This is a genomic window from Pandoraea morbifera, assembly GCF_902459575.1.
Lineage (GTDB): Bacteria > Pseudomonadota > Gammaproteobacteria > Burkholderiales > Burkholderiaceae > Pandoraea > Pandoraea morbifera.
The window spans coordinates 19,552-34,167 of sequence record NZ_CABPSD010000016.1 but is presented as its reverse complement, the minus strand read 5'-3'; the positions used below and the strand labels follow the sequence as shown (position 1 = coordinate 34,167).

The 14,616-nt window shown below is 63.1% G+C and carries 22 protein-coding genes; 2 read left to right on the top strand and 20 right to left on the bottom strand.

Annotated elements, in window-relative coordinates:
* Position 1: 1 nt before the first annotated feature.
* The 3 genes from PMO31116_RS20535 to PMO31116_RS20525 are packed head-to-tail and all read right to left on the bottom strand — an operon-like array spanning position 2 to position 2,276.
* A complete protein-coding gene (locus PMO31116_RS20535; protein ID WP_150568315.1) occupies positions 2 to 1,183 on the bottom strand; it encodes a baseplate J/gp47 family protein in 1,182 nt (393 codons plus the stop codon).
* Entirely contained in the window at positions 1,180 to 1,527 is a 348-nt protein-coding gene (locus PMO31116_RS20530; protein ID WP_150568314.1) for a contractile injection system sheath initiator, read from the bottom strand. The genes PMO31116_RS20535 and PMO31116_RS20530 overlap by 4 nt, the downstream gene beginning before the upstream one ends.
* Before the next feature lie 2 nt (positions 1,528 to 1,529).
* Positions 1,530 to 2,276, bottom strand: a complete 747-nt coding sequence (locus PMO31116_RS20525; RefSeq protein ID WP_150568313.1) for a Gp138 family membrane-puncturing spike protein — start codon at positions 2,274 to 2,276, stop codon at positions 1,530 to 1,532.
* 12 nt (positions 2,277 to 2,288) lie between these two features.
* Here PMO31116_RS20525 and PMO31116_RS20520 point away from each other — a divergent pair, with 12 nt between their 5' ends.
* On the top strand, positions 2,289 to 2,696 hold the full coding sequence (locus PMO31116_RS20520) for a hypothetical protein (RefSeq protein ID WP_150568312.1): 408 nt from the start codon (positions 2,289 to 2,291) through the stop codon (positions 2,694 to 2,696).
* On the opposite strand, the gene PMO31116_RS20515 is transcribed toward PMO31116_RS20520, so the two are convergent.
* Genes PMO31116_RS20515 through PMO31116_RS20470 form a run of 10 tightly spaced genes read right to left on the bottom strand, consistent with a single transcriptional unit; the run spans position 2,693 to position 9,921 of the window.
* A complete protein-coding gene (locus PMO31116_RS20515) occupies positions 2,693 to 3,673 on the bottom strand; it encodes a phage protein (protein ID WP_246185408.1) in 981 nt (326 codons plus the stop codon). The genes PMO31116_RS20520 and PMO31116_RS20515 overlap by 4 nt on opposite strands.
* Positions 3,673 to 3,987 (bottom strand): phage baseplate plug family protein, encoded by a 315-nt coding sequence (locus tag PMO31116_RS20510; RefSeq protein ID WP_150568311.1) that lies wholly within the window; start codon positions 3,985 to 3,987, stop codon positions 3,673 to 3,675. The genes PMO31116_RS20515 and PMO31116_RS20510 overlap by 1 nt, the downstream gene beginning before the upstream one ends.
* A gap of 1 nt (position 3,988) precedes the next feature.
* On the bottom strand, positions 3,989 to 4,570 hold the full coding sequence (locus PMO31116_RS20505) for a phage baseplate protein (protein WP_023874022.1): 582 nt from the start codon (positions 4,568 to 4,570) through the stop codon (positions 3,989 to 3,991).
* On the bottom strand, positions 4,567 to 6,339 hold the full coding sequence (locus PMO31116_RS23810; protein ID WP_174971604.1) for a hypothetical protein: 1,773 nt from the start codon (positions 6,337 to 6,339) through the stop codon (positions 4,567 to 4,569). The genes PMO31116_RS20505 and PMO31116_RS23810 overlap by 4 nt, the downstream gene beginning before the upstream one ends.
* Position 6,340: 1 nt before the next feature.
* Entirely contained in the window at positions 6,341 to 6,562 is a 222-nt protein-coding gene (locus PMO31116_RS20495) for a DUF6889 family protein (RefSeq protein ID WP_150568310.1), read from the bottom strand.
* A complete protein-coding gene (locus PMO31116_RS20490) occupies positions 6,520 to 7,029 on the bottom strand; it encodes a phage tail assembly chaperone (protein ID WP_150568309.1) in 510 nt (169 codons plus the stop codon). Before PMO31116_RS20490 ends, PMO31116_RS20495 begins: the two co-directional genes overlap by 43 nt.
* On the bottom strand, positions 7,029 to 7,469 hold the full coding sequence (locus tag PMO31116_RS20485) for a phage structural protein (protein ID WP_150568308.1): 441 nt from the start codon (positions 7,467 to 7,469) through the stop codon (positions 7,029 to 7,031). Before PMO31116_RS20485 ends, PMO31116_RS20490 begins: the two co-directional genes overlap by 1 nt.
* Positions 7,470 to 7,481: 12 nt before the next feature.
* Positions 7,482 to 8,957: a DUF3383 domain-containing protein gene (locus PMO31116_RS20480; RefSeq protein WP_150568307.1), complete on the bottom strand. Its 1,476-nt coding sequence runs from the start codon at positions 8,955 to 8,957 to the stop codon at positions 7,482 to 7,484.
* Between the two features lie 31 nt (positions 8,958 to 8,988).
* Positions 8,989 to 9,546 (bottom strand): phage neck terminator protein, encoded by a 558-nt coding sequence (locus PMO31116_RS20475; protein WP_028730765.1) that lies wholly within the window; start codon positions 9,544 to 9,546, stop codon positions 8,989 to 8,991.
* Positions 9,547 to 9,549: 3 nt separating this feature from the next.
* Positions 9,550 to 9,921: a hypothetical protein gene (locus PMO31116_RS20470; protein ID WP_150568306.1), complete on the bottom strand. Its 372-nt coding sequence runs from the start codon at positions 9,919 to 9,921 to the stop codon at positions 9,550 to 9,552.
* Between PMO31116_RS20470 and PMO31116_RS20465 the strand changes: the two genes are divergently transcribed.
* On the top strand, positions 9,920 to 10,099 hold the full coding sequence (locus PMO31116_RS20465; RefSeq protein ID WP_150568305.1) for a hypothetical protein: 180 nt from the start codon (positions 9,920 to 9,922) through the stop codon (positions 10,097 to 10,099). The two genes, PMO31116_RS20470 and PMO31116_RS20465, sit on opposite strands and share 2 nt — an antisense overlap.
* Positions 10,100 to 10,101: 2 nt before the next feature.
* Here PMO31116_RS20465 and PMO31116_RS20460 read toward each other — a convergent pair whose 3' ends face one another.
* Genes PMO31116_RS20460 through PMO31116_RS20430 form a run of 7 tightly spaced genes read right to left on the bottom strand, consistent with a single transcriptional unit; the run spans position 10,102 to position 14,616 of the window.
* The gene (locus PMO31116_RS20460) at positions 10,102 to 10,677 is read right to left on the bottom strand and encodes a hypothetical protein (protein ID WP_246185407.1); all 576 of its coding nucleotides are present in this window, start codon (positions 10,675 to 10,677) and stop codon (positions 10,102 to 10,104) included.
* A gap of 44 nt (positions 10,678 to 10,721) precedes the next feature.
* The gene (locus PMO31116_RS20455; protein ID WP_150568303.1) at positions 10,722 to 11,105 is read right to left on the bottom strand and encodes a DUF4054 domain-containing protein; all 384 of its coding nucleotides are present in this window, start codon (positions 11,103 to 11,105) and stop codon (positions 10,722 to 10,724) included.
* Positions 11,106 to 11,144: 39 nt separating this feature from the next.
* The gene (locus PMO31116_RS20450) at positions 11,145 to 11,495 is read right to left on the bottom strand and encodes an STY1053 family phage-associated protein (RefSeq protein WP_150568302.1); all 351 of its coding nucleotides are present in this window, start codon (positions 11,493 to 11,495) and stop codon (positions 11,145 to 11,147) included.
* Positions 11,496 to 11,506: 11 nt separating this feature from the next.
* Positions 11,507 to 12,544: a DUF2184 domain-containing protein gene (locus tag PMO31116_RS20445; protein WP_150568301.1), complete on the bottom strand. Its 1,038-nt coding sequence runs from the start codon at positions 12,542 to 12,544 to the stop codon at positions 11,507 to 11,509.
* Between the two features lie 11 nt (positions 12,545 to 12,555).
* The gene (locus tag PMO31116_RS20440; RefSeq protein WP_150568300.1) at positions 12,556 to 13,050 is read right to left on the bottom strand and encodes a structural cement protein Gp24; all 495 of its coding nucleotides are present in this window, start codon (positions 13,048 to 13,050) and stop codon (positions 12,556 to 12,558) included.
* 15 nt (positions 13,051 to 13,065) lie between these two features.
* On the bottom strand, positions 13,066 to 14,376 hold the full coding sequence (locus PMO31116_RS20435) for a DUF2213 domain-containing protein (RefSeq protein ID WP_150568299.1): 1,311 nt from the start codon (positions 14,374 to 14,376) through the stop codon (positions 13,066 to 13,068).
* Positions 14,377 to 14,616, bottom strand: coding sequence for a hypothetical protein (locus PMO31116_RS20430; protein ID WP_150568298.1), 240 nt, complete (start codon positions 14,614 to 14,616; stop codon positions 14,377 to 14,379).

Sequence of the window (14,616 nt, the reverse complement as noted above, 5' to 3'; positions counted from 1 at the left end):
ATCAGACGGGTGTCATGGTTACGCTGGCGGGCGTGCACGTCGCAGCCTGATCAAACGCGAGCGGCACATCCGGGGTGCCTGCGCCGCCCGGGCCGTTCAGCGTCAGCGTTTTGATCTTGAATGTGTTCGCCCCGGGGACACTCTTCGCGGCCGCGATGCACGCATCCCATTCGACTACGCCGGGCGCACCACCGCCGATCGCCACCGAGTTGATGTAATCGGAAATCGCCTGCTGGACGGACTGACCGATTGCGGTCGTGAACCCAGCGAGCGCGGTGAACTGGACCACGGCGGAAACGGCTTGATTGGTTGGTCGGTAGAACCGTATGACGATCGGACGGCCGTAGATGTCGTTGACGGTGATCGCCGTGGTGCCGGTTGTACCGCCGCCGGGCCCTTTCTTCGCGGCAATGGCGTTCGCTATCGCAGTTGCGTCACCGCCCTCAACCACCAACGCGATCGAGTGCGCAGGCAAACCGTTCGCATCCGTCGCATCCGTGTCGTTCTCGTATCCTGCGTAGCGCGTCACACCAGCAACGTTGGCGACGGCGCCGATGGTGCCCTCGAAAACGGTCAGCGACGGAATGGCGGTCGACGTCTTCTGGCGCGCTCGCAGCGCCGCGTCCGTTTCAACCGGCGCACCCGGCGCGGCATCAGCCGGATTGGTCACCGTCTGCCACCCCAGCGAGGGCGTCATGATCTTGACGATGGTACCGGCGGGCGCCTCGATATCGCCGATCGTGGTGCAGGTCACCGTGACGGTGATCTCGCCTTCTGGGGGGATGGTGACAGACGCGGGCAACGCCCAGTTGAGCCTATTGGCGTCCTGTACCAGACCGTTTGTGATCGTCGTTCCCGCCTGCCCGACCACCAGCACGTCCGCCGTCGAATACGACGAGTCATGCCGCCGGATGCCGTTGATTTTCACGTTGCTCGAGAGCGCAGCGAATTGCGCAGTCGCCGGGCTGAAGCTGTTGTAAATGGCGATCGCGACACCGTTCGCGTCGTTGATCGCTGACGCGATGATCGCGAGGAACTGCCCGTCCTTGCTGTCCGGTTCGAGATAGGTATCGGCACCGAAAATGGCGCGGTACTGCGTCTGCAGATAGTCGAGGACGTCAGCATATGCCGGCGCGTGGATCCCGGTCGCGTCGATAGTCGGCGCAGTCGTGGTGATGGTCACAGCGTTTCCTGTATCGTCGTCGATCCGTAGATCGTGTTGATCGTCGCGGTGACGGCGAGCGCGCGCGAATCTGCGTCGAACTCGCTCGAATAGTCCGAAATCTCGACGACGCCTTGCGTGCCGAGAATGCACTGCTTGATGGCGCTATCGGCAGTGGCCTGCGTGTTTTTGCCGAGCACCTGCTTCCAGGGCATGCCGGCCGTCTTATCGAGGAACCATTCGCCCTGGATCAAGCGCAGGCGTGTGGAAACGGCCTGCGCCACCGCCTCGGGACTATTCACAAGGAATGCAGCCGCCCCGCCGAGGACGTAATCGCCGTCAGCGTCTTCTTTTCGGTATCGCATGCTCAATTCACCGTGCCAGAATTGCCCGAACCGGGTTGCACGTTGTTGTGGGTGTGAGTGTCGTCCACTCGCTTGCCGTTGGCGGTGATCTGGCCGATCACGTTCAAGATTCCGTTGAACACGGCCGCAGCGCCGCTCGCCGCGCTGCCGACCATGCCCCCGACGAACGTCAGCAGGCCCGTGATGGTGACCGCCTGAGAGAAGGTGGCCAGCGGCGCCACGACGTCGAACCCGCCGGGCGCCACAATCTTCACCTTCTGGGTCGACGGGTTGAGATCGATGAACGTCGCGCCGTCGTCGCTGCGCAGTTGCGCCGAGGCCGTGCTTACGCCTGCCAGCGCGCGGGGCCGCGAGCGGGTGCCCAGCAGCACGAAGCCATCTGACAGGTCGTGCATGCGCGTGTCGGCCTGTTCTTGCACGCCGCCCGACTGCCACCAGGCGTCGATGCAGCGCGAGCCGAAGACCACCAGGCATTCGTCGCCCCGCTTCACCGGGAACGTCAGAGTACAATTCCCACCGGCGGGGAACTGCACGGGACAGTCCACAAGCAGCGGCAGCGCGATCGACGTGACGGTACCGTCCGGCCCGCGGGCCCGCATCTGGATCGCAGGCTGCACCGAGCAGGTCATGGCCTGCGGATCGAACGACTGGATGATGCCCGGCAGGGCCGTCTGGACGTCGGACAGAACACTTCGAAGGGCAAGCAGCAACATCTGGTTGGGGTCGCCAACGCGCTCTTGTCGATTCATGGGGAGATTCGTGTGAAAAAGCTGATGTTTCTGATACTGGCTGCGACGTCCAGCGTTGCTGGCGCAAGCGAAGCCTATGTGTTTCCGCCGGGGCAGAATCAGGTTGGCGACATCGTTCCGCGCGAAAAACTCATTTACGTGCTGTACACAAAGGAGAAATGTGCGCTTCCGGTTATCCACGCGAGCGACATGCGCCGAGCTGACGTCTTCAATCGCGCCGAAGCGGACGTCGGCTGCTGGGGAAAAACTCTTTCCGGCGATCCCAACTCTGTCGTGATCGTTGACCGGTTCGGGAACGTCACGAACTCATCGACTTCATCTTTCGCCCTAGCCGACGTTGCACGCGACGGTAGCGCCAAGATCACACGCCCATCCGCGGGCATCTCGGATTTTCGAAAGCGCTTCCCCGGCGTGCGTTAGCCGTTGGTCTTCACGGCGCCAGGAACCGGACCTATCGCTCCGAACGTCGATCTGCGTTGCATCTCCTCGCTCGGGATCACCGTCGGGTCTGCGGAAATGCATATGAGGTCGGTGTACCAGTCATTTCCCCGCGTGTCGCCCTGATGTTCAGCCACCATCACGTAGTAGTAGCCGTTGGCGTCCAGCGGGTTCGTGACCTGTACGAAAGCATTTCGTGGCTGATCTGCGTTCGCCAGTCCGTACTCCAGTTGCTGCACCGACCCAGGCCTGAGTTCGATCAGCGTCCCGATTTTGTAATTCGGGTTGAGCAGCGTACGCACCTGCACGCCGTTCTGGGTTTGCACCGGCAGACCAACCATTCCAGTGTCTGAATTTACGACCTGAATTTCCGCGGGCATGTAGCTCGATTCTGGTACGACCTGAAGTTTTCCGTCCTGAATGGACCAAGTCGTTTCTGTGTTTCGAGCAGTGCATGCCAGCACGTCCCGCGCCATCCCGAACATCACCTTGCCGCGCGGCAGCGGATTCGATTGCAGCCCCGCCGTGTACCCGACCCCCACACCGTGCTTCGCCATAGACTGCGCGGCAACATTGAAATGATCCTGGGCAGTCGATCCAGCCGCCAGCGTCGTGCTCACGATCGCGAAGTTGTACGCCGCGTCGCCATCGGCTGCCGTGATGTCGAGGTGCGTATCGACCTGGCTGGTGCGCCCTCGCCGGGTTTGAACGACGGTCCCGTCGAAGATCAGCCCGAAATTCCCCCCATACCCGGCTTGTAGCACGACGCGTTTGAACTCCTTCTGCACGCGGGCCATCGTGTCCGGATTCATGTTGTAGACCCGGATGCGCGCCGAGTTCGGCGTTTGGAAATCGCCGCGCTTCACCACGAATGAGAAGCGCAGCTCGGACAGGTCGAGCGCGTCGCCGGCGTTCTCGCCGATGATGAGCGACGCCTTGCGTAGGTATTGATCGGTCATCAGTCGGTCACCCAGAAGACATGCGACCCAGCGCCGAGGTCGTCGAACGTTGGGACATTGTCAGGGTCGTCAGCACCCTGGACCCAGATTCGGCCGCCCAGGCCAAGGTAGCTGTACTGCTCGAGCAGGTCAGCGCCGGTCACCAGAGGTATGCCCCCGATGATCGGCGCGCCGGACGAGTCTGCGATGTCGAGCACCCAGCCGGCACCACCAGCCGCGCGATACTGCACCGTTAGGGTGTACTCGACGCCTGATAGCGTGATGCGGAACGCCTGCGGCGTGGGCGAGAACGGGATTTCGTAGTAGCTGGCCATGTCATTGCGGCGTGACCGACCCGCCGGGCGCCGGCGTGGCCGGCACCGCTTGCTTCGAGCCGGTGTTCTGTGTCTCGGCGGTGCGCGACGGATCCGCCTGGTCGTCCCGAGGCGGAAGCCTCGTCGCCTTGGTCTGAACGATACGAATCTGCCGCAGCGTCGCCGTGAGCATCAGCGCGCCGCTCGTTTTCGCGTCGTGCACGACTCGCAGCCCCTGCAGCAGAACGTTCGAGTACTTCCGGCGCGACGTCACCGCGTCAAACCGAACGCGTGACTCCTGCAGCTTGAGCAGTTGCGAATACACCGCATCGATGTATTCGGACTGCGTGGTGCTGCCGAATTCGTCGAAGTCCACCACGGGCGAGCTCAGCAATGCCGCGTAGTCGGCGTTCGACCAGCCGCACTTCAGCACCACGTCGGGCTGCCGCTTGTAGGCGTGGTCCGTGATGGCTGCGCCCTGCTCCACTGGGTGTTCGGTGATCTGCAACTCGTCGTTGTAAACCTCTTCGATCGTCACACCGATGCGGATCGTGTCCAGCATCTTCGGGATGATCATCATCACGTCGAAGCCAATGGTGCTCATGACAGCGCGCCCTGCAAGTTTCGAGTGAGTTCCTGGTTCACGCCGACCTGCTCGTCGCGCACCGCGCGGCCGGCAGCCTGGGGATCATTCACGCCCGTTACGGTGATGTTGGTCTGGTTCGTCTGCGCGACGCTAATCTGGCGCGATCCGCCGCCGGACGCCCCAAGGATGGCTTCCGGTGTGAACGGATTGCGGCCGTTCTCGTGCCGCGTAATCTCCGCCGTCAGCCCAGCGATGACCTTCGGGTCATTCATGTTCAGCGCCTGGTCTTCGCCCACCCCAAGCCGCTTGGCCACAGCCCCGACATACGCGCCGGTGTCGTTCTCGCTCGGCGGTGCCCACCGGTTGATAACCCCGCGTACCGTGTTCAATCCGCGCCGCGCGTAGCTGCGCAGCAGCTCGCCCAGCGCCCGAAGACCGTCTTCGGCCGTCTGGAAGATGGCGAAGCCGCCCGAGTCCTTGCCGATTGCGCCTTGATCCTGTGCGAACTTCCCGTACCGAATATTTCCCGGGTTGTTGTTGCGCAAGCCCCGCGGTAGCGATTTGTCTTGCCCGGGTACAGCGCCGCCTGGCGGCGGAACGTTCGACGTCGTGCCGTCGGCGTTGGTGATGGTCATTCCGCGTTTGCGGCGCTCCGCCAGGTCTTCCGGCTCACCCTTATTCAGCCCCTCGCTATGGAACATCAAGCCGAGAGCGCCGCCGATGCGCGCGAGCGGCGCGAACCGGCTCAGCAAGCCAGCGATACCTGCCCCAATGCCGCCGCCAGCAGCAGCCCCACCTGCGCCGGCCGCCGCGCCCGCCGCCGTGGCGGCACCGCCGAGCGCCCTCAGAGCGGTGACCATCTTCCAGATACCGCCAATCAGTTGGAAGCCGCCGAGAATCTTGAAGATTGCGATGGCGCCGATGATCTTTGTCGACCAGCCGTCGGTAGACTTGTCGAGGTCGACGAACAGGTCGATCACCTTGGCGAGCACCGGGCCGATGGCTTCCGCCGCCGCGATGATCGCGAGCGCGATATCGCCGACGCGCTGCTCAATCACCGGCCCGTTTCGCTCGAACCACTTCTGGAACTCGGTCAACTTCGGCCCGAGACGCTGCACCAGACTGCTTTCGAGCCTGGCAGTGAAGCCGTCCCAGACCGCCCCCAGGTCGCGCAAGGCGACCATGAACTTGTGCGAGTCGCTGGCCGCCTTGTCGAAGCCGGTCTTCGCGGCCATCTCGCGATACTGCTGCAGATACTTCGAGAACTCACCGCTGCGCATGGCCAGCAGCAGATTCTCGTCGATTCCGAGCAGGTTGCCGTACTGGCTCGCGAGAAACGTTGGCTTTTTGGCGAGCTCACTGCCCAGGTCGGCCATGATGTCGACCGTGTCACGCAATTCACCGTTGGCGTTGCGCGTCTGGACACCGAGGCTTGCGATGTAGCTCTCGCCCGCCGGGTTGTTGCGCATGAAGCGCGCGAGCGCTTCCACACTTCCCCGGGCCGTCTCGGCGGATATGCCCAGGTTCTTCGCCGAGAACTCGACCGCCTTCAGGCTGGTGACCGTGGCGCCGGTCCGCTGGGAAACGAAGTACAGGCCTTCAAGCTTCGAGGCGAATGCGGCTACGCCAACGCCAATGGCAATCGCTGCTCCCTCGATCGTGGCCACCATGCGGACCACGCTCTTCGTCGCATCTTCGACACCACCCTTGAATTTCTTCAAGCCCTTCTCATCGACCTTGTATCCCAGGGCGACGAGGAATTCTCGAATGATCGTGGGCTCAGACATGCTAGTTCTCTCGCAGGCGCTCGGCCAGCGCGCGGTTATCGGCGCGCACAGACAGTGCGTCGTTCATCAGGGCTACGTCGTGCAGCCCGAGAACTCCGTCGAGCAGCGACTCGTACTTGCACATGCCGGCGAGCACAGGCGCCAGTAGCCAGTCCTCGCCGTCCGGCAGCCGCGCCCACGCTACGCCATCGTCGAAGGGTGACTCGCGGGGCTGGTAAGCCACCCGGCAATAAAAGGGCCGAGGCTATCGGCAATCACCTTCACGGAAAGCTCGATCATGGTTGCGAGGTCGATGTCCTCGTAAGTCGGCTGCTTGGCAGCCGGCGCCCAGATCGAGAACCAGGAATTCCCCTGAAAGCGCTGCACCACCGACAGGCACTCGCCGATCACATACTCCGCCTGGTCGTCCGGAAGGCTCGCCAGACCGTCCGCAAACGGCTGCAGCAACTGGGGCCGCGACAGGATGCCGCTGCCATCCGCGACCGCGGCTTCCGGTGCCGTGCCGCCAACCAGCGGGGCATCGGCTGCCGCTTGAACCGGGGCCATTCCCTTCGGCGAGGCCAGTTCCAGCATGATCGGCAGAAGCGCCGGCACCAGCGGCGCAATCTTGCGCGAGACGTGCAATTGCTTCATTGCCGAGAGCTTGCCGATGCGGTACTTGATACCGCGGATCTCGAGATCAATTGCCATCAGTAAGTCCCCAGCATCGAGTCGATCTTGCCCGCGTGGAAGGTCCATTCCATCATCGCACCTGCCTTGTCGTACACAACACGCGGCTTGCGAGCGAACGCACAATCTCGACCGACGTGCAGGTCACCTGCCGCCGAGTTCGACACCGTGATGATGTTCTTCCCGTGAAGCGAACTGCTCAACGTTTGAGCGTCATAGGCGGCCTGCAGCAGAGCATTCTGCGGGCTGGTCTTGAGCAGACGCACAGTGATCGTTCCCGACTTGTCTGCGTGCAGCGCGTGCATGACCTCACCGTCTGCGCCCACCGTCATGGTGTTCTTGTCGCCGGTGGCCTCGATGGTGATGCCCTCTTCCGAGGCTGCCGAGCCTGCGCCGATCGAGAATGCCGCGCCCGGGCCAACGATGTTGGCCTGGACGTCTTGAAAGCTGTAAGTTGCCATTCGAGGCCCCTGTTATCGGTTGACGTTGACGAGAATGTCGGCGGAATGGATTGCTCCCGCTTCCTTCGCGGCGATCTGGAACGGCACCGACTTGCGTGCCTCGCGATCGGACTGCGCCTGCGTGGCGATTGGCGGCGTGTAGACGTAGTAGCCCTTCGCCAACGTATCGCCCTGCTTCAGCGCACCGAAGCCGGCGGAATTCCAGACGCCCGGGGCGAGATAGCCGTTGTTCACCGCTGCAGCGCAAGCGGACTCGATCACCGTGGCGATCAGCGCGTTACCGGCGTCGGTCTGCGGGATCTTCGTCGGGCTTTGATACAGCAGGTTGTAGATGTCGGTCTGGATACGGTTCTGGAACCAGATCGAGTTGTACACCGAGTCGATGAAGATGCCGCTCGGCGTTACACCGTTCTGCAGGATCGCCGTCCCGTTGGCGTAGTTGACATACACATTCCCGTTCTTCGCCTCGATCGCGTTCGCCTGGCTCGTGGTCAAAGTCTCGGCGATCACCCCCGGTTCCTGCTTGAACATCAGCGTGATCGTCGTCGAATTCCCATTGAAATTGACGGTGAGCAGCCGACCGAGCGCCGAAACGGCGGTGTACGGGCTGGACGACGAGTACTGCGCGAAGCTGTACTTGAACTTCAGCGCCTGGAATCGGCTGAGCAGGTCCGTCGTGACCGTGGCATCAAGCGACTGCGGGTTCTCGGTCGTGGCCGCGTAGATGTGCTTCTGGTCCGCTTCGATCATCTGCGCAACGGCGACATGCTGGTCGTCGGTGACGGCGGCGTCAGCGATCGCGAGGCCGACAAACTGGTTTGCGAAGCGATCGAGGAAGATTGCGACCGCATCCGTCGGCGACTCGGCAGCGATTCCCGGCGCCGGCGTTCCGGCAAGACCCGACGTCAGGCCGAGCTGCGCGGAAATGTCGGTACCGCTCGCCGGCGCCACGGCATAGCCGATGCTGGACGTGGCGCCCGTGCTGTTCGACGTGACAACGAACTGAGAGCCGTTCCACGCGCAGCTCGCGCCAGTGAGAGCGCCGTTGATCACGGTCGCGACACCATTCAGGTTGGTCTGCGCCGAGAAGTCCAACCCTGATACAGATTTCGTGGTGCCGTCGATGGGGATCTTGAACGCGCCCGCAGTGACCGTCGTCCAGTTGGTCATTGCCTGCTGCGCGGCCGACAGTGCGCCGCCACGCAGAACGCCCGACGTGGCCGTCTTTGCCCACCGGCCAATGCTAAGCGTTTGGGGCTGCGGAACCTGGTTGAAATGCAACTGAGCGGCGAGATACTCGGGCGCGAGCGTGCCGAAATCGGCCGCCACTTCGTCGATCCCTCCATAGGTGCGCATCCGTTCGCCTGTGTCGATCACGGCAGACGCCCCCAAAATCAGCGCGTTGTTCAGGTTCGCACCCTGGGCCGCCAGCGGCGACATGTTGATCGAGACGTTGATCAGCCGCGATACCGGCAATCCATTGGACATGGTGATCCTCTACGTTGGTGAAGTTGGTGTTTCAGGGCTGATCCGTCGTGGTCGACGTTTGAGCAGACTCGAGATTGAGCACGCGGTAGGTGCGTGTGATCTTGCGGCGCAGGAAGACGCTGATGTCATATCGCCGCCTGACTTGCCGGTTGACCACGTCGGGGGCGCCAACAATGCTGGACGTGCCGATGAGGCCGAAATCGTTGAGCTGCAACTGCTCGCGGTTTTGTGGTACGTACAGGCCATCGCGCAAGACGCGCGCATATTCGCCGGCGTTCGGGCCGTAGAACTGGCATTTGACCTCGATGTCCTCGTGCCGAAGGTATGTGTCGCTGCCGTCGTCTGCGGGCTGGTGGATGAGCCCTGCGTTTGCGTCCGGCTGGAAGTCGGCAACGGTGAATCCGCACCAGTTCGTCCCAGGCTCGGGAATTTTGGGCGCCACGGGTTGCGGGTATGGCCGGACAAATGCCCCGTCCAGCGACGTGACGCCCGCGATCATGGTTTGCAGGAAATCCTCGAGCGCGGAATCCTCGATCGGCGGCGTCGACTGCACAGGGGACAGGAAGCCACCGGTCGAGCTGTCGTTCATGGGTTACCCCGAAAGCGGTTTGAGGTCGCACGTGGCGCAGACGAAGCCGCGCCCGAAATGCGAGTAGTCGTTGACGTTGACGACCGTGTACACGCGTCCCTGCCAGGTGACCTCGTCGGCGTCAAAGCCGGCGCTGCCATCGATCAGGCGGAACGTCGTGTGGATGGTGATGGACCCGATGATCCTCGAGCCGTCGGCGTTCCGGTGCAAGATGTCGCCCTTATCACTCGTGACCACGCCCGAGAATGGCTGCGTGGTCGGCGCATTGGTTGCGCGTCCCTTGGCATCGACCGACTGGGCGTTGCGCGACACAGACAGGCCCGTGTCCATGAAATCCGGGTCGAACAGGACGTCGGTGACGTCGAGAAAAGCCATGTCTTACCTCGGCAACAAAAAAACCCGCCGAAGCGGGTTTTTGGGGTGGGCGGCCGGTGCTGATCTCCGGCATTACTTCCACAACTTGGTCCGCCACCATCTCTGGTTTTGTACGGCCTGGAAGCCATCCGACAAGTCGGATTTCGCGCGCATCAGCCTGCGCATTCGCCCGAACTGATTCTATCGCGCCCTCTTACGACGCACAAACGTAATTGCGTTGCGCAACTGGCCGGTGTTGATCAGCGGGATGATGCCGGCGGCCGACTGAATCTCGGCCAGACTCATGCCGGCGGCCTGCGCGCCAGCGTCGACCATGTCGAGGTACGCCTGTTCACCCTTGCGACGAGTGGCCGTCCCGCGCTGCCGCGCGCGATCGCGTATCGTGCCCGGCTTGAGCGCCGGCGGAATGTTGCTGCTGAGCTTGGCTTTCACCGTGCTGGCGCCCAGCAACCCGACTCGGTCCATCCTCTGAAGCGCCAGATCCCGCTTGCCGTCTAGCGCCAGCCCGGCGGCGCCACCAAGTTCCTTGGCAGCGCGGTCCTGAATGCTCTTTACGCCGGGCACGAGAAACGGGCGGGCCGGAATGTTATTGGCAGCCGACCCGTTCTCTTGTACGTACCCGATTTCGGCATTGTTGATCGGCCCGGCCTCGCCGTCCTTGCGCTCTGCGGTGGACGCCGGGATGCCGACGAGGACTTCCTCGTTGACCAGATCGGCGATGGACTTGAGCACGTCGTCCAGACGATCGACGGGCATTTTGAATGGCATGGTGAGATCCCGGCAGATCGCCGGGACGAGCGTCAGAGTTGCAAGCCGCCGGCGCCCATCATCTGAGCGAGTTTGAGGTAGCGAATGCCGTACTTCGACATATTCCAGAATCCGGCGCCGTCGATCGTTACCGACTTCGTGTCGTAGCCGACGCTGACCTTGTCGACGGACTTCGACGCCGTAGCCCCTTTGACTTCGCCCGGCGTGCCGCCGGCCGTGGCAACGGTCTGGTCCTGACTGGCGATCACCAGGTGATGCGCGGTCACCAAACAGACGCCCTGATCAGTCAGGACGTCCCAGCGGTCGGCGTTGACGAGCGACACCGCGACGGTCATCCAGAACTGGACCTGGCTGTCGGGATACTTCGTCTTATCGTCGAACTCGGGAAAGTACGTGCGGAACTGATCAGGTGTCATAGGCGGAAGGATGATGCCCGGTGAAGGGCATCATACCCCTCACTTCTTGGCGGGGGGAGCGGACTTGGCAGCCGCTGCTGCCTCGACCGCGGCCTGCTCGGCGGCCTTCTCGCGGGCCGCTACCGCTTCCTCACGCTTCGCCAGATCAGCGTCTCGTGCATCGGCGGCCTTCTCGCGGGCAGTGAGCGCTTTCTCTCGCTGCTCGAGGTCGGCCAGCAGTTCCTCAGCTGCGGCTTCCGCCTCGCTCGGCGGCTCGGGTTCGCCGATGTGGGCCTTGGCGTACCAATGTTCGGCGACGTCCGCGCCCACCGTATGTGGGCCGACGGGGAAATGCTGCTGTTCCCCGCCACGGTTCAAGGTGAACGCCTTCTTGACGTAGATTTTCGGCATGTCTTATCCCCTTAGATGCCGTCGCGGTAGGCAACGGTCTCGGGGTACACCACCTCGACCACGCCCAGACGACCGTAGTACGTCACAAGCTGGCGGATGTCGCGATATTCCAGCGGCGTGCGTTGCAGCGGGACCATCGGGAAACGGATCTTATCCTGTTCCTTCGTGTACGCCACCATCCGGTTTGCACCAGCGGTTCCACGACCGGTGAGCCATTTCGACGGCACGATGTCGAGCGGCCGACCGTTCTGCGCGTTCGTAAGGCTGTTCTCGCGCAGGAAGTTCAGGATGCTGATGTTGCCTGCGTCGGCCACCTTGCGCGAGACGAGTCGCGCGAAATTGGTCGGGTCGATCAACAGGCGTTGCGGACAGATTGCGAAGCCCGAAGCCGCCCAGGTCGAATTCAACAGTTCGTTGACGTCGTCGAGGATCTGATCCGGCGTCGCAGTGGCCCAGTTGCCCGTCTGGGCATTCGTCACGTTCGAAACGCTGACATGGTTCACCAGTCCGGTGACGCCCAGCACGCCATCGCCGATGTACACCTGCTCATCGACGTCCATGTTGTGCTTGAGCTGCATGCCAGTGTACTTCTGCTGGTCGACGGGGCGTCCCAGCTTCTGTGCCGATTCCAGTTCCGGAATCGTCCAGCCGAGCTGCATGCCCCACAGCGTCAACGGGTTGGCCGTCTTCCCGATGTCCAGTGCGATACCGGCGATGGCGCTCGCATCCTTGCCGATCCACGACTTGCCGTTCGGCGACGCACCGCCAGCGGCGGCGAACGACGAGTTCGTGAACGACGACGTTTCATCGGCAATCGACACGTCCTCGCGCAGATCGATGTCGCGCGACCACGTGACCGAAGCCAGGGGGCCGTGCAGCGTCGGGTCGAGGCGTTCCAGTTCGCCGATCAGGAACGCACCGGTGCTGTCGATGGTCTGCGCGTCGTACGTCTGAAGGCCGTCGCGCGTGCGGGCACGGATGATGCCCGGTGCGCGCGCGATGGCGATACCGGCGGCCGAGGCCAGCAGGGTCTTGTGATGAGTGGTCATTGCCGTCCTCGTCAGATGTTGTATTCGATTTCGACGTTGCCGTTGGCATCGCCCGCGTTTTTGAACTTCGCGGTCGGAATGACGACCGTGTTCGTGCTGTCGGCCGCCGCTTCGATACCGCCAATCGGCTTGCCAGCGGCCGCTGCCGCTACTCGCACGTACACCGCGCCACCGTCGGCCGGCGCGCCTGCGTTGTTGCGCACCGTCATGTAGCCGCGACGCATCAAGTCGCCGATGCCGCTGGTCGGCGGGGTGGACGTACCCTGCGGTTCGGAACCGGCACCGCCAGTCGTCGGGTACGGGCGCACCAGAAAGCCGACGATCAGGTCGGCGGTGTCACCGGCAGCGAGCGGGCGCATCTTGCCGCCGACCTTCTTGGCGGGAATGCCATACGAAGCGAACGGATTCGCCGAATCGAACGTTGCCGGTTCGATGGTCGACTGCGACGGGCGCGAGACGTCGCCCTGGATGCCCGAAGGCATGCGATACAGAATTGCGTTGCCCATTTGTCGGGACTCCCTTTACGAGGCGGAACCTTGGCGGTCCCAGAACTTGCGGTTTTCGGCGTTGATGTCGGCGACGGATTTGCGCGTGCCGAAATCGCGCGTGGTGACCTTGCTTGCGCCGGCGCCGCTGTTGTTGCGTGCCTTCATGAGTTCTGCGGCGCCGGTGAACGCGGCGTGCACACTTGCCATCGGCATCGCGTCGAAGTCGGCAGTCCGACCGCCCAGGAACGGATCGATCGCGGCCTTGCCGGCTTCGGTCTGGTAGGCGTTGTCGAGCGCCTTCCGTTGGCACTTGCACAGCGCCGCAGCGCGGTCCTTGGTGCTCATCTTCGCGTCGAGCGTCGGCAGTTTGATGCCAGGCGACAGGATCTCGGCGCGCGCCATAATGTGGGCAGCGGCGTCACCCGTGAAGATCTCGACGCCCTCTTCGCTGGTCTTCTTGGCCGGTACCGCTTCGGTCAGATCGCCGTCGCCGTCACCGGTCTGGGAGCCGTCATCGTCATCCTCATCGTCGTCATCTTGCGCGGCAGCCTTCTTCAGTTCCTGAATATCCGCGTCCATCGCCTTCAGGCGCTTGAGGATCTGCCCGAGCGCGTCGCCGGTCTTGCCGTCCTTCTCGGCGGCTTCGCGCTTCTTGCGCTCTTCCTCCGTCTCGGACTCGTCTTCGTCGGCCGTCTGGCCCTCTTCGAGGGCTTCTTCGAGGGCCTCGGCATCCTGCGCCTTGAACGCGGTACGCACTCGATCGAGCCAGGTGCGCTTCTTCGCGGGCTTGCTGTCTTTCGTCTTCATCTCGGGTTCCTTATCGCCGATCGCGCAACGCGGGCCACAACGGCCACGCGGGACGATGGCTACGTGGTTGACAACGATGTTCCGCTGAACCCCGCGGCCGGGTGATACCTGCTCGTAGTCAGCCTCGTAGCCGAGACTGACCTCTTCGATTTCGTCTTCCTGCACCGCCTTGATGGCGTCCGCGGCAGTAATCAGCAGGTCGCACAGGATCAGGTCGGATTGCTCGCCGGTGCCCTGCCGGACATTCATCATCGAACCCTTGGCCAGTTCGCTGAAGTTCGCGGGATTCACGAACTCATCGGGGTGATCGACCGTCACGGGCTTGCCGACGCAACTTGCCAACGTCTCAGGCCGAAACACCTCGTCAGGTTCTCGGCTGATGCGGACCAGGCCATCGAGACCAGCCTCGACGGGCACCTCACCCTGCACGTATTCCATAACGCCAGTGCGCGCCACGGGGACGTCCTCGCACAGCAGGAAGCCCTCGGGGGTCAGCGAGCGCTTCGGGCCCAGCTTCTGGGTGGTGTAGAAGCGCATTTAGAAAACCTCTTTCGGTTGCGGTACGCGCGGCATTGGCGGCAGCGGTAAGGGATGGTGCACCGGCTCGACCAGCGTTATGTCGCAGGCCGCATAGCGGCGGAGTCGAAACGCACCGAATTGCAGCTCGATAGTCAGCCACGTGATTTCGGTGATCCGCGCCTTTCTCAGACGGGTTTCACCTGGCAACCGGACGTACCAGACCGCGCCAGCGCGCGCCTTGGGAAGTACACGGGCCAT